Source organism: Rossellomorea sp. H136 (assembly GCF_056838065.1).
Genome location: NZ_CM166371.1, coordinates 3,434,650 through 3,447,797, shown reverse-complemented (window position 1 = coordinate 3,447,797; position 13,148 = coordinate 3,434,650). Strand labels below are relative to the sequence as shown.

14 protein-coding genes are annotated in these 13,148 nt (G+C 43.4%); 13 read left to right on the top strand and 1 reads right to left on the bottom strand.

The window, feature by feature from the left end:
- The first annotated feature begins 67 nt into the window (after positions 1 to 67).
- The 13 genes from nadB to yajC all read left to right on the top strand — a co-directional run bounded on the left by nadB (position 68) and on the right by yajC (position 12,554).
- The gene (nadB, locus tag ACYH0O_RS17700) at positions 68 to 1,657 is read left to right on the top strand and encodes an L-aspartate oxidase (RefSeq protein ID WP_482629722.1); all 1,590 of its coding nucleotides are present in this window, start codon (positions 68 to 70) and stop codon (positions 1,655 to 1,657) included.
- The gene (gene nadC / locus ACYH0O_RS17695) at positions 1,626 to 2,471 is read left to right on the top strand and encodes a carboxylating nicotinate-nucleotide diphosphorylase (protein ID WP_482629721.1); all 846 of its coding nucleotides are present in this window, start codon (positions 1,626 to 1,628) and stop codon (positions 2,469 to 2,471) included. The genes nadB and nadC overlap by 32 nt, the downstream gene beginning before the upstream one ends.
- A gap of 2 nt (positions 2,472 to 2,473) precedes the next feature.
- Positions 2,474 to 3,580, top strand: coding sequence for a quinolinate synthase NadA (nadA, locus tag ACYH0O_RS17690; RefSeq protein WP_482629720.1), 1,107 nt, complete (start codon positions 2,474 to 2,476; stop codon positions 3,578 to 3,580).
- Positions 3,581 to 3,738: 158 nt separating this feature from the next.
- Complete coding sequence (gene safA, locus ACYH0O_RS17685; protein WP_482629719.1) at positions 3,739 to 5,355, top strand: SafA/ExsA family spore coat assembly protein; 1,617 nt, start codon at positions 3,739 to 3,741, stop codon at positions 5,353 to 5,355.
- A 1-nt stretch (position 5,356) separates the two neighbouring features.
- Positions 5,357 to 6,331 (top strand): phosphotransferase, encoded by a 975-nt coding sequence (locus ACYH0O_RS17680; protein ID WP_482629718.1) that lies wholly within the window; start codon positions 5,357 to 5,359, stop codon positions 6,329 to 6,331.
- A gap of 103 nt (positions 6,332 to 6,434) precedes the next feature.
- Positions 6,435 to 7,172 (top strand): YhcN/YlaJ family sporulation lipoprotein, encoded by a 738-nt coding sequence (locus tag ACYH0O_RS17675; protein WP_149156348.1) that lies wholly within the window; start codon positions 6,435 to 6,437, stop codon positions 7,170 to 7,172.
- Between the two features lie 206 nt (positions 7,173 to 7,378).
- Entirely contained in the window at positions 7,379 to 7,918 is a 540-nt protein-coding gene (locus ACYH0O_RS17670) for an intercompartmental signaling factor BofC (RefSeq protein ID WP_149156349.1), read from the top strand.
- A gap of 220 nt (positions 7,919 to 8,138) precedes the next feature.
- Positions 8,139 to 8,750 carry a Holliday junction branch migration protein RuvA gene (gene ruvA, locus ACYH0O_RS17665; RefSeq protein WP_482629717.1) on the top strand — a complete coding sequence of 204 codons (612 nt, stop codon included), beginning with the start codon at positions 8,139 to 8,141 and terminating at the stop codon, positions 8,748 to 8,750.
- A gap of 28 nt (positions 8,751 to 8,778) precedes the next feature.
- Positions 8,779 to 9,780, top strand: coding sequence for a Holliday junction branch migration DNA helicase RuvB (ruvB, locus tag ACYH0O_RS17660; protein ID WP_482629716.1), 1,002 nt, complete (start codon positions 8,779 to 8,781; stop codon positions 9,778 to 9,780).
- Between the two features lie 14 nt (positions 9,781 to 9,794).
- Positions 9,795 to 9,977: a DUF2905 domain-containing protein gene (locus ACYH0O_RS17655; RefSeq protein WP_148970044.1), complete on the top strand. Its 183-nt coding sequence runs from the start codon at positions 9,795 to 9,797 to the stop codon at positions 9,975 to 9,977.
- Between the two features lie 39 nt (positions 9,978 to 10,016).
- Positions 10,017 to 11,042, top strand: a complete 1,026-nt coding sequence (gene queA, locus ACYH0O_RS17650) for a tRNA preQ1(34) S-adenosylmethionine ribosyltransferase-isomerase QueA (protein WP_482629715.1) — start codon at positions 10,017 to 10,019, stop codon at positions 11,040 to 11,042.
- Positions 11,043 to 11,100: 58 nt separating this feature from the next.
- A complete protein-coding gene (tgt, locus tag ACYH0O_RS17645) occupies positions 11,101 to 12,240 on the top strand; it encodes a tRNA guanosine(34) transglycosylase Tgt (RefSeq protein WP_149156353.1) in 1,140 nt (379 codons plus the stop codon).
- A 41-nt stretch (positions 12,241 to 12,281) separates the two neighbouring features.
- Complete coding sequence (gene yajC, locus ACYH0O_RS17640) at positions 12,282 to 12,554, top strand: preprotein translocase subunit YajC (protein WP_482629714.1); 273 nt, start codon at positions 12,282 to 12,284, stop codon at positions 12,552 to 12,554.
- A 67-nt stretch (positions 12,555 to 12,621) separates the two neighbouring features.
- On the opposite strand, the gene ACYH0O_RS17635 is transcribed toward yajC, so the two are convergent.
- A complete protein-coding gene (locus tag ACYH0O_RS17635; protein ID WP_149156355.1) occupies positions 12,622 to 12,993 on the bottom strand; it encodes a TIGR04086 family membrane protein in 372 nt (123 codons plus the stop codon).
- Between the last annotated feature and the right edge of the window lie 155 nt (positions 12,994 to 13,148).

Sequence of the window (13,148 nt, the reverse complement as noted above, 5' to 3'; positions counted from 1 at the left end):
TGTCATTAGTTTAAATATGTGTAACTATATGTGTCAAGACACCTGTAAATAATCAGGAGGGTTTTTGATGAAAAAAACCAATATTATTATCGTAGGAAGTGGCATTGCCGCCTTGCAATTGGCACGTCAACTTCAAAATCATTTTTATGTGATGATTATCACAAAGGATAAAATCAATAGTGGTAACTCTTACCTCGCTCAAGGCGGGATTGCGGCACCTTTAGGACTGAAGGATTCTGTAAATGCTCATTTTAAAGATACATTGGAAGCAGGACGCTATCACCAGGATGAAGATGGGGTGAATCAACTCATAGCAGATGGAAAAAGAGTCGTACAATCCCTGGTGGATGAAGGAGCACCCTTTGATCGAAGAGAGGATGGAAGTCTTTCTCTTGGCATGGAGGGGGCACATAGTGCACATCGGATCCTGCATAGTGGCGGAGATCAAACGGGGAAATATTTAGTGAAGTATTTGTTGAAATCCCTTTCAATGGAAAAGGTAGAATTCATTGAAGGGGCAATGGTTTACGAGCTTGTAAAAGATGACAATGGCCATTGCTGTGGGGTGAAAACGAAGGATAAGAATGATTTAATACGCTATTACTATGCCCCCCATGTCGTTCTCGCCACTGGAGGAATCGGTGGTATATATTCCTCTACATCCAATCATCCAGCTGTGACGGGAGATGGGATGGCGCTTGCCTTTCTTGCAGGGGCAAAGCTATCAGATATGGAATTCATTCAGTTTCATCCGACCCTCCTTTGGCTGGACGGGAAAACATGCGGTCTTATTTCAGAGGCCGTCAGAGGGGAAGGTGCACTTCTGTTAAATGATAAGGGAGAAAGAATCATGGAGGGAGTCGATCCCCAGCTGGAACTTGCACCCCGGCATATTGTCGCTGAACGTATTTATAAGGAAAGGCAAAGGGGAAGGGAAGTGTATCTGGATATTAGTAGAATAGAAGATTTCCAGGGAAAATTCCCTTCCATCTCCACTCTTTGTTTGAATCATAACATTTCCATCAAAGACGGGATGATCCCTGTTTCCCCTGGATGTCACTTTATGATGGGTGGGGTCGTAACAGATCATGCCGGGAGAACGAATATCCCAGGGTTATATGCCATCGGGGAAGTTGCATGCACCGGTATTCACGGGGCTAATCGACTGGCAAGCAATTCATTATTAGAAGGATTGGTGTACGGGGAACGCCTGGGTAAATTTCTTATTCAAAAGGGAGTCAGCCCCTCATCTCATTTCCACTCCACATCCGATCAGATTAAAGAGGGAGAGTCCCTGAATATCCCCTTTCAATCGGCAGATATAAAAGAAGGTATGATGAATCGTGTCGGGATCATTCGGGATGAAGATGGGCTGCTCGATCATCTGAAGTGGTTAAAAGCACAGCCCTTGACATTCCATGAGCTTCTCGATTTTAATTCACGTGAAGAGATTCACATATATTTCATGTGGGTCGTAAGCTTGCTCGTGACCGAGTCCGCTTTATTACGGAAGGAAAGCAGGGGAGGTCATATTCGATCAGATTTCCCTGGTGAAGATAATGATCAATGGTTAAAACGAAAAATGGTTTTACAAAACAATAATGGTAGATTGAGGGTGGAATATCATGAACAAAATGAAACTAAAATCTATGCTTGAAGAGTTTTACCGTGAAGATCTGGGTGATGGAGATCACTCTTCGGAAATTCTGTTTTCTAAAGACAATGAAGGATCTTTTTCATTCCTAATGAAAGAGAGCGGTATATTTTGTGGGAAAGATGTGATCGAGCTTGGGTTCCAGATCTTCAATCCATCAATCCAAGCAAGTGTGTTCATTGAAGATGGAGAAATGGTCGAGACGGGACAATTGATTGCTGAAATCAAAGGTCCTATGAGGGAACTTCTCCAGGCTGAACGAGTTGTCCTCAATTTGATTCAGCGCATGAGCGGTATTGCCACAGAAACCCATCGAGCCGTACAACAGGTGAAAGGGAGTGGAGTTCGATTATGTGACACACGGAAAACAACCCCCGGATTACGGATGCTTGAGAAGTATGCTGTAAGGACCGGTGGAGGATTCAACCACAGAAATGGCCTTTATGATGCCGTCATGTTAAAGGACAATCACATTTCATTTGCCGGTTCGATTACAAATGCTGTTAAAAAGGTGAAGAGTCAAATCGGTCATATGGTGAAAGTGGAAGTGGAAATTGAAACAAGGGAGCAGTTGGTGGAAGCGATCGAAAGCGGAGCAGATGTCATTATGTTCGATAACTGTAGCCCAGAGACGATCCGGGAGTGGCTCCCCCTTGTTCCCTCTCATATCGTGACGGAAGCATCGGGTGGGATCACGAGGGAAAGTCTCAGTACTTATGCAGAGACAGGTATTCATTATATCTCCCTCGGACACTTGACACATTCGGTGAAATCACTTGATATCAGCGCAAGAGTAAGAATAGCGAAAGGGGTATGAACATGGGGTTACTGGATGAATTAACAAAAGAAACGGGTGTATTGCCTGAATCGATTACAAGCCTCACAACGGAAGAAATGGAAAACAGAGTGAGGGAAATTAAGTTCGAATTAGGAAAGAAGCTTTTTATTCCCGGTCATCATTATCAAAAAGATGAAGTGATCCAATTTGCTGATGCCGTCGGGGATTCTCTTCAACTTGCCCAAATATCCGCTCAAAATAAAGAAGCGGAATTCATTGTGTTTTGCGGGGTACATTTTATGGCCGAAACGGCAGATATATTAACGGATGAAAATCAAGTTGTCATCTTACCCGATATGAGGGCGGGGTGTTCCATGGCAGATATGGCAGATATTTTTCAAACGGAAAAGGCATGGATCAAACTGATGGAGCAATTCGGTGATACAATCATTCCCCTCACGTATGTCAATTCCACCGCAGCAATCAAAAGCTTTGTTGGAAAGAACGGAGGAGCTACGGTTACGTCATCAAATGCACACAAAATGGTGGAATGGGCTTTAGGGCAGAAGGAACGGATTCTCTTCTTGCCTGATCAACACTTAGGACGTAACACAGCGGCTGATCTTGGTGTTTCCTTAAGTGAAATGGCTGTCTGGGATCCGATTAGAAACGAGCTGATCCATGATGGAGACCTTGATAGTGTGAAAGTGATCCTATGGAAGGGCCACTGTTCCGTACATGAAAACTTTACAGAAAAGAATATAGACGAAATCCGGAAAAATCATCCTGACATGAAGATCATCGTTCATCCTGAATGTCGCCGTGAAGTAGTGGAGAAATCCGATTTTAATGGAAGCACGAAATATATTATAGAAACGATTGACCAGTCGGCTCCGGGATCTTCCTGGGCGATTGGAACAGAAATGAATCTTGTGAAAAGACTGATCAATCAACATCCCGATAAGACGATCGTTTCCTTAAATCCATATATGTGTCCTTGTTTAACGATGAATCGCATCGATTTGCCTCATTTAGTATGGTCCTTGGAAAAGATTATGGAGAGAAAACCCAAAAATATCATTAAAGTGGATGAAGATACTGCAAGAAATGCGATTTTCGCTTTAGAACGCATGTTAGCCCGTGCTTAAGGAAGTTAAATAAACATACGACCAAGCTGAAATATACCTTCCCATCACCTGGGACGGTATATTTTTTTTGAATCACTCATAAGTTTTTATGTAGATGATTAGCAATTTGCCTATCTTGTCATAGGATATATAGACTTATGCCTGAGGAGGGAAAAAGAGTGAAAATCCATATTGTTCAAAAAGGGGATACTCTATGGAAGATCGCCAAGAAGTATGGCGTGAATTTCGAAGAGTTAAAACAGATGAATGCCCAGCTATCAAACCCAGACATGATCATGCCTGGCATGAAAATTAAAGTGCCGACTACAGGCGGATCCGTAAAGAAAGAGACACAGATTAAGTACGGTTCCAAGGAAATGCCAAAGAAGGAGATGCCTAAAGCAGAGCATCCGTTCAAAGAGCAGAAGCCTATGGCCATGCCAGTAGAAGAGCCAAAGAAAGAAAAGCCGAAAGAAGTACAAAAGCCATTTGCACCTAAAATGCCTCAACCAGTAGTGCCGGAAATTGATATTAACAACTACTACATGATGAATATGGCGAATATGCAAATGCAACAGCCAATGCAACAGCCAATGCAACAACCAAAGCAGCAAGCAAAGCCAAAACCAAAACCTCAAACGCCGCCTAAACCTACTAATGTACTTCCAAAAGCAAAAGAACAGCCAAAGCCAAAACCGAAGCAAGAAGCCGTTCAAGGTATTCAAGAAGAAGAAAGCTTACAAATGCCATCTCAACCACAAGGAGGGAACACCCAGCCTATGTTTAACCCAAATAATTGCGTACCCGTATCACCGGTAATGCCAGGATCAGGTTTCTGTCCACCACATGGATGGGGAATGCAGCCAGGAGGATATGGAATGCCGATGGGTCAAGGAATGCCAATGGGACCCGGAAGCGGGGTTCAGGGTGCTTCCATGATGCCTGGAATGCAGCAGATGCCAATGATGCCTCAAATGGGGCATGAAGAAGAGTCTTCATCTGTCATGCCATACATGCCGCATGGTCAAATGCCGATGCAACAACCGATGCAACAGCCAATGCATATGCAACAACCGATGCAACAGCCGATGCAACAGCCAATGCATATGCAACAGCCGATGCAAATGCCAATGCAACAACCAATGGGTCAGCCGTCCGGAGTAATGGGTGTGTCAGATGAAAATGACTATCCATCCGTTCATATGCCGCAACAGGTATCACCGGCCATGATGTATCCTCAGAATTGCTATCCAGTCTCTCCTGTCATGCCGGGACCAGGATTCCATGGTGGGATGCCAGGCGGATATCCAATGGGGCCAGGAGGTCAAGTTCAGGGAGCAATGTCAGAAGAGTCTCCTTCTTCGATGTATGGACATCAAATGCCGATGGGTCAGCCATCAGGAGTAATGGGAGCCCAAACGGGTGGCCAGATGCCGATGGGTCAGCCATCAGGAGTAATGGGAGCCCAAATGGGTGGTCAAATGCCAATGGGTCAGCCGTCCGGAGTAATGGGAGCAAGCGACCAAGGTGATTGCGGATGCGGTGCACCTCAAGGATATGGGCCGATGATGCATCATCCAATGATGCAACCGCATATGCAACAACAAATGCCTCATGGAATGCAGCAACAACCATACGGCTTCGGACAGGGAATGCCTGGCCAAGGAATGCCCGGCCAAGGAATGCCGATGGGACCCCAAGGTCAGGGAATGGGCATGCCAATGGGACCGCAAGGAATGTTTGGTCCAAGAGCATTTTCCATGCCGAACTTCAATGACGATGACTTTGAGGGCTAACATGCATGTACGAGGGGACGATTATTCACATCGTCTCCTTTCTTTTTTACAATCAAAGTTAAATGATCCCGCAGCATCCCTTAAAAGGTTAAAAGAAGGAAAATGGAAGCTCAAAAGCAATGGAAGAAAGTGGTTTGTGAAACGATTTCCAAATCAACTGAGATTCTTACATCAGGAACGGCTGATTTCAACGCTGTTAAGGGAAAAGTTTTATCACGTTCTACCGTTTCATCCTATTCACGAGCGGGAGATATTAATATTTGAAGGATCTCCGATCGGTATTACCACATGGTTAGAAACGTCCCGGTCCATCCGTTATGATCAACCTGAAGATCGGGAAGATGCATTAAAGGTACTGAAAAAATTTCATTCAGTATCGAAAAAGTTCAACAATTTATGGACAACTGAAATTCCACGGTACAAATGGCTGAAAAAATGGAAAAAAAGAATGATGCAGTTTCAATTTAATCTTCCCTATTTGCAAGCCTTCATTCAACCTTATTATTTGTATACGTATTTAGAATGGGGGAAGTGGGCACTGAAAGAGTTAAAATCAATCGACATCGATGAGTATGGAAAATGTATTACCCATGGAGATGTAGCCCATCATAATTTTTTAAGAGGAAAGAACGGGATGGTGTATATGATTGACTTTGATTTAATGTCACTTTCTACAGAGTTAACAGATGACCTGCAGTTTTGTAACCGGATTTTACCTTATTTAAATTGGTCTCTAAGTGACGTCAAACGCCTGACACCATTCAAATCATATGAGGATGAGCTCATCTTTTATCTTGGTTTAATGTATCCATCAGATGTGTTTCGAGAGTGGAATCGATTTATCCGTGAAGATCAATCCTATAAGCAGCGGGTGTGGGGTTACTTAATCAATTTAACCCTTCATCAATTTTCACAGCGAATGCAATTCAATCAAGAGCTGCATGGAGAAGTGAAAAGGATCAATACCCAATTGTAGGGGATGTCTCCAAACTTTGACCCGAATGAAAGGTGAGATCCTTTCACAACCTAATGGTGAGCACAAAATATGCTCAAGTATTGGGTTGAAGGAGGAATCACCATTGAATAAACGATTATTCATGGTACCATTAACAGCCGTCATGACATTGGGCCTTGCTGCATGTAATAGTGGAGAAGAAGAAGCCCAAGATCGCTATACAGACTCCTATGAGCCCCTCGGCTTCTATTCAAACGAAGGCCACGGGGGAGAAAAGGAAGATGAGAGGGACGGACCTCTAACTGAAATGTATGATCATTCTGTTGGGAGAGAAGGGCAGGATATCCGTCAAAAGAAACGTGATTTCCTACAAGTGAAGGATGAAAATGGAAATCCTCAAAACCCTTCAAGACCCCTTGCTGACTATGACGAGAATTTCATGGCTCAAGACGGCCGCGCGAGCCATGGTGATGCGAATTACCACGGTCATCTTGATGATAATACGCGAAATGCGAAGAGATCTTACTACACAGCTTATGAAGGTGACTTGGCAGAGAAAATTGGCGATGTCACAGGAAAAGTTGAAAATGTCAGTGACGTTCGTGCGGTAGCTTATGGTTCTGATGTCCTGATTGCTGTAGAGCTTGATGACCATAGCAAAATAGAAGAAACGAAAACCAGAGTGAAAAAAGCCGTACAGCCATATCTTCATGGAAGAACGGTTTCGGTTGTGACCGATGAAGGTACATTCAGTCGAGTCAGAAACATTGACAATGATTTACGTGACGGCGGCCCAAGAGAAGGTATTAACTTTGATATGCACGATATGTTTAAGTCAGTAAAGCACCGCAACAATGAGTAAGCAAGTTGAGACTACTTAAAGAGTTCAATCTCTTTGGTAGTCTTTTTTTTGTTCTTTCAAAGTTCACCTTCTTGAGTAGGGAATGATGATACATCACTCCCTGAGGTCCGTCCCTCGAAAAAATTTACTTAGACTGGATATTCTTAACATGGTTTGGCAAGACTAGTGGATAGAGCGTTACATAATTTAAGTTCGAGGTGATCACGATGACGATTAAGGTTCGAATCGTGTTTATGGTGATGTTGTTAATAGGTGCTTTTTACTTCACATTCTTTTATTCAGAAGAGAAGCAGGCTGCTGATGGAGGCGAGCTGAATGAAACACCGGCAGAGGTAGCGTCCGCTCACACAATCACGGTGCTACTGGAAAGAGTATATCTGGATGGTGAGGTCAGTGAGGAAATCGTGCAGGAAACGATTTGGAGCATGGAAGACTTCTGGGCTGCATACGAGGATTGGCAGCTAATGGATATGACGGAAGATCAGGTCGTGTTTCAAAAACAGATGGATGATATATCCCCTCTTCTAAAGACAAATGGATACTTCGGTATATCCGATAATGGTGTTCTATCCATTTTTAATGGAAAACCGGGACAGGCAGAGATTATTCAATCTTTCTTCCGGATTGATGTAGAGAAGCTTGAAAGTAAGCGGCATGATGATTTAGTCAAGGGCATCCCCATTAAGTCGAAGCAGGAATATGAAGAGGTACTCGAACAATTCAAAGCGTACTCCGTCCCTAAATAAGAGTGTAAAACCAGTGCACATGCCACTGGTTTTTTTATCGTTGAATTTTTCCCTGCCCAAGCTTTTCGCAATCTGATAAAATTAGAACAAGTGTTTCTTTTTAGTCTCTCTTTCCCATCACTTCAAATAGTGATATGATACAATAGATTTTATATGACTTTTTAACATGGTATGAAAGACTTTAGATAAATAGTGATAGTGGGAACAAGGAGAGAATGATATGTATGAATATATAAAAGGGACAGTGACTCAAGTTGGTCCCGAGTACGTAGTGGTGGAGAATAATGGGATCGGGTATCAGTTGTATACGGCGAATCCGTTTGTTTATTCTAAATATCAAAATCAAGAGATTCAGATTTTTACATATCAGCATGTGCGTGAAGATCTTATTGCCCTTTATGGCTTTCTGGCAATGGAAGAAAAATTGCTATTTATGAAACTATTAAATGTTTCGGGAATTGGTCCAAAAGGAGCTTTAGCGATTCTGGCTTCGGGTGCGCCCCAGCAGGTAATCACCGCTATTGAAGAAGAAAATGAGAGTTTCTTGACGAAGTTTCCTGGTGTAGGTAAGAAGACAGCACGTCAGATGATCCTGGACTTAAAAGGGAAGCTTCAGGATGTTGTGCCTGATTATTTTCCAAGTTTATTCTCAAATCCAGAGGGATCTGAAATGTCCTCAGGGAAGGATGAAGCATTTGATGAAGCGATTCTTGCCCTTAAAGCCCTGGGCTATTCAGAACGTGAAATCAAGAAAATCACTCCAAAGTTAAAAGGAGAAGGGCATACATCAGACGAAATCATCAGGAAAGCTCTTCAGCTCCTATTGAAATAAGTGGATTCCATGAAGGGAGGAAGTCTGGATGGAAGAAAGAATCGTATCAGGCGAATCAGAGTTAAATGAAGATTCCTTTGAATATTCCTTGCGTCCTCAGACAATAAAACAATATATTGGTCAAGATAAAGTAAAGCATAACTTGGAGGTTTTCATTGAAGCGGCAAAGATGCGTCAGGAAACCCTGGATCATGTTCTACTTTATGGGCCACCAGGATTGGGGAAAACAACCCTCGCTGCTGTCATCGCAAATGAAATGGGCGTAAACCTGCGCACCACATCCGGCCCTGCCATTGAGAGACCGGGAGATTTAGCTGCCGTCCTGACGGCACTGGAGCCCGGTGATGTGTTGTTCATCGATGAAATCCATCGTTTGCCACGGGCGATCGAAGAGGTTCTTTATCCGGCAATGGAAGATTTTTGTTTAGATATTGTCATAGGAAATGGTCCGAGTGCCCGGTCTGTTCGTTTAGACCTTCCGCCTTTCACACTCGTGGGAGCGACGACCCGAGCCGGTGCATTATCAGCCCCTCTTCGTGACCGATTTGGAGTTTTATGCCGTTTGGAATATTATAATGAGGAACAGTTGAATGAAATTGTTCAGCGGACAGCGGCGATTTTAAATACAAAGATCGAAGCGACTGCATCTGAAGAATTGGCCAAGAGGTCGAGGGGGACCCCACGTATCGCCAATCGGTTACTCCGTAGGGTGAGGGATTTTGCTCAGGTGAAGGGCAATGGGGATATTACGACCAATCTTTCAAAGGAAGCCCTTGAGCTTCTTCAAGTTGACAAACTGGGCCTTGATCATATCGACCATAAGCTTCTTAAGGGCATAATTGAGCGCTTTAGAGGTGGGCCGGTAGGACTTGATACAATCGCAGCGAGTATCGGAGAAGAGTCACACACGATTGAAGATGTATACGAGCCGTACCTTTTGCAAATTGGGTTTATTCAACGGACTCCAAGAGGGAGGATCGTCACTCATCTTGTGTATGAACATTTCCAGCTGGAGGTGCCAAACAATTGACGGGAAAGTTACTAATGATTATAGGTGGAATCATTCTTATTATCGGATTCCTGATGCAATTTATCAAAATAGGTAAGCTTCCTGGAGACATTATTATTAAAAAAGAAAACACAACATTTTATTTTCCACTTATGACTTCTATTCTGTTAAGTGTTATACTTTCCGTTGTCTTTTATTTAATTGGGCGATTTAAATAGGAATCATGGGTGAGATTTAAATAAGCTAGGTGACAAATTGTGAAAGTAGAAGATTTTGATTTTCATTTACCGGAAGAACTGATTGCCCAGACTCCCCTGGAGAATCGTTCCGAGAGTAAACTGATGGTGTTGGATAAAAATGATGGATCCATGGATCATCTCCATTTTAAAAATATCGTGGATTTCCTTCACGAAGGGGATTGTCTCGTTTTAAATGATACAAGAGTACTACCGGCACGTCTTTTTGGACAAAAAGGAGATACGGGTGCCAATATTGAAGTACTTCTTTTGAAACAAGAGGATGGAGACCAGTGGGAGACGCTTGTAAAGCCTGCAAAACGAATTCGCGTAGGCACGGAGATTGTCTTTGGAGACGGAAAATTAAGAGCAACCTGTGTTGGTTTAAAAGAGCATGGAGGAAGGATTCTTGAATTCCATTACGAAGGTATCTTCTATGAGGTACTTGATGAATTGGGAGAAATGCCCCTGCCTCCATATATTCGCGAGCGACTGGAAGAGCAGGACCGCTACCAAACCGTATTTGCAAGGGAAAGAGGGTCAGCGGCAGCCCCGACGGCCGGTCTTCACTTTACTGAAGTACTGCTGGAAGAACTGAAAGCAAAGGGTGTACATATTGCGTTTATTACCCTTCATGTCGGGCTGGGTACGTTCAGGCCGGTTTCCGTCGATACGATCGAGGAACATGATATGCATGCTGAGTTCTATCAGGTTTCTGAAGGAACTGCCCGTCTTTTGAACGATGTGAAAGCAAAGGGAGGGCGTATCGTAACGGTCGGAACAACATCAACACGTACCCTCGAAACCATTGCCTCAAAACACGGAACTTTCGTGGAAGAGAACGGCTGGACCAATATATTCATTTATCCAGGATATGAGTTCAAGGGGATCGATGGTTTAATTACCAATTTCCATTTACCGAAATCGACCCTGATCATGCTCGTTAGTGCATTTGCCGGTCAGGAACACGTCATGCATGCCTATGAAACGGCCGTCAAAGAACAATACCGTTTCTTCAGCTTTGGAGATGCGATGTTTATTAAGTAATACGCTGATTGAACAAACTATTTACCCCTTTATGGAAAGTGGAAGGAGAATTCGCACGTTGACTGCAATTAAATATGAATTAATCAAAACATGTAAACAAACGGGAGCGAGACTGGGGCGTGTTCATACACCACACGGTTCATTTGAAACACCGGCCTTTATGCCCGTCGGGACGCTGGCTACAGTGAAGACCATGTCTCCAGAGGATTTAAAATCAATGGATGCCGGGATCATTCTTAGTAACACGTACCATTTATGGTTACGCCCCGGACACGAGATTATCAGGGAAGCAGGGGGCCTTCATAAATTCATGAACTGGGACCGTGCCATCTTGACTGATTCCGGTGGATTCCAGGTGTTCAGCTTAAGTAAGCTTCGTCAGATTGAAGAAGAGGGTGTGCATTTCCGTCATCATCTGAATGGAGATAAGCTTTTCCTAAGTCCGGAGAAAGCGATGGATATTCAGAATGCCCTGGGCTCTGATATTATGATGGCCTTTGATGAATGTCCGCCGTATCCAGCAGAATATGAGTATATGAAGAGTTCTGTGGAGCGTACATCCAGATGGGCAGAGCGATGCTTAGCTGCACACCAGCGACCTCAGGATCAAGGATTATTCGGAATCGTGCAGGGTGGAGAGTATGAAGAGCTTCGTAAACAAAGTGCACGTGATCTCGTTTCTCTTGATTTCCCAGGTTATGCTGTTGGAGGCCTTTCTGTCGGGGAGCCGAAGGACGTCATGAACCGGGTACTGGATTTCACGACACCTCACCTGCCATCTGATAAACCTCGTTATTTAATGGGTGTCGGATCTCCTGATTCCCTTATTGATGGATCGATTCGTGGAATTGATATGTTTGACTGTGTGCTTCCAACCCGTATCGCCCGTAACGGTACCCTTATGACAAGCGAAGGCCGCCTGGTTGTGAAAAATGCTAAATTCGCAAGGGATTTCAGACCGATTGATGAGAATTGCGATTGCTATACATGTAAAAATTATAGCCGAGCGTATATCCGTCATTTAATTAAATGTGACGAAACGTTCGGAATTCGCCTTACGACTTATCATAACCTTCATTTTCTGTTAAAATTAATGGAGCAAGTCAGACAAGCGATTCGTGAAGATCGTCTAGGAGACTTTAGAGAAGAATTTTTCGAGCAATACGGTTTCAACCGGCCTGATGCGAAAAACTTCTAAAAGCTAAACCATAAATAGATAGATGAAAGGAGGGGAAAAGAATGGGAGGAAGTTTAGGAACAATTTTACCTTTAATATTAATGTTCGTTCTGTTTTACTTTTTACTGATCCGTCCTCAGCAAAAGCGTCAAAAAGCCATTTCAAAAATGCAAAATGAGCTTGCTAAGGGTGATAGAATCATCACGATCGGTGGATTGCACGGTGCGATCGATGCTATCGAAGAAGGAAAAATAGTCATTCTATGTGGTGACGGCAGCCGTCTTACATATGATCGTAATGCGATCAGAGAAGTAGTGAGAGCAGATCAAGTATAATAAAAAAGGGTTCCTCATCATTGTGCCAGGCACTTTGGGAGGGACCCTTTTTTAATTGGAGAGGGAACTAGTTCTCCCTATTTCCACCACTCATATTCACTCCGAGGATCCCCCCCATCATGGCTGTGAGGATGTAGCAGCCGTGATAGATAAGCTGCTCCATTGAAAACAGACTATCGTACCCGAGGTATTGAAATAAGAAGATGGCGAGGGTGTAAATGAGCCCTGTTGATCCTCCGAGAACCCATCCTTTTGTCTTTCCTTTCCCACCAGACATAAATCCGCCAACAAATAAAGACAGAAACGATATGATGGTGACAAATAATGTGATGGAACTTTCAGTCAGTTCCGTAAACCGAAGCAGCAAAGAGAATAATAAGCTTGTGACAATCGCTATGACAAATATGGTTGTTGTCCCGTATAAAACGGCACCTCCCATTTTTTTCGCCCCGATGATGGTCCTCTCCCTTCTAACTCATTAAATTTTATTCATGTGATAGTACAAGCATATTCATCCACCCGGTGAAAAAGACTAGAAATTTTTCATGGTCAAGCCTCATAGACTAGTATGAAACTTCCTGGAGAAGGAGGGGC